Source organism: Falsihalocynthiibacter sp. S25ZX9, assembly GCF_041205405.1.
Classification (GTDB): domain Bacteria; phylum Pseudomonadota; class Alphaproteobacteria; order Rhodobacterales; family Rhodobacteraceae; genus Falsihalocynthiibacter; species Falsihalocynthiibacter arcticus.
In genome coordinates, this window is the sequence record NZ_JBGFCD010000212.1 from 1 (window position 1) to 309 (window position 309).

The following is a 309-nucleotide window of genomic DNA, read 5'->3' on the forward strand; positions in this document are numbered from 1 at the left end:
CACTGATCGTGGTGCCAGGCAGTTTGCCCTTTTTGCGCACTGGCACAAAACCTACCGAAAGCTGGTGCGCAATCGCGCCACCAAGGATAAATCCGCTGGCCTCAAGTCCAACCACCTTGTCGATCCGCATGCCCGCATAGGGATGCAGCATTTGGTCTACCGCCATGCGAAACCCGCGTGGGTCGGCAAAAAGGGTTGTGACATCGCGAAAAATGATGCCCTCGTGCGGGAAATCTACAATCGTGCGGATGTAGTCTTGAACGGTCTTTTTCTGCATCGTTTTGTCCATTCTATGCGTTCGAAATATTA

General features: G+C 52.4%; 1 protein-coding gene. It reads right to left on the reverse strand.

The genetic code is table 11. From position 1 onward, the window contains the following. On the reverse strand, positions 1-277 hold a 277-nt coding region (locus AB9F29_RS21960; protein WP_369757256.1), incomplete at its 3' end, for a purine phosphoribosyltransferase family protein. Positions 278-309: the final 32 nt, after the last annotated feature.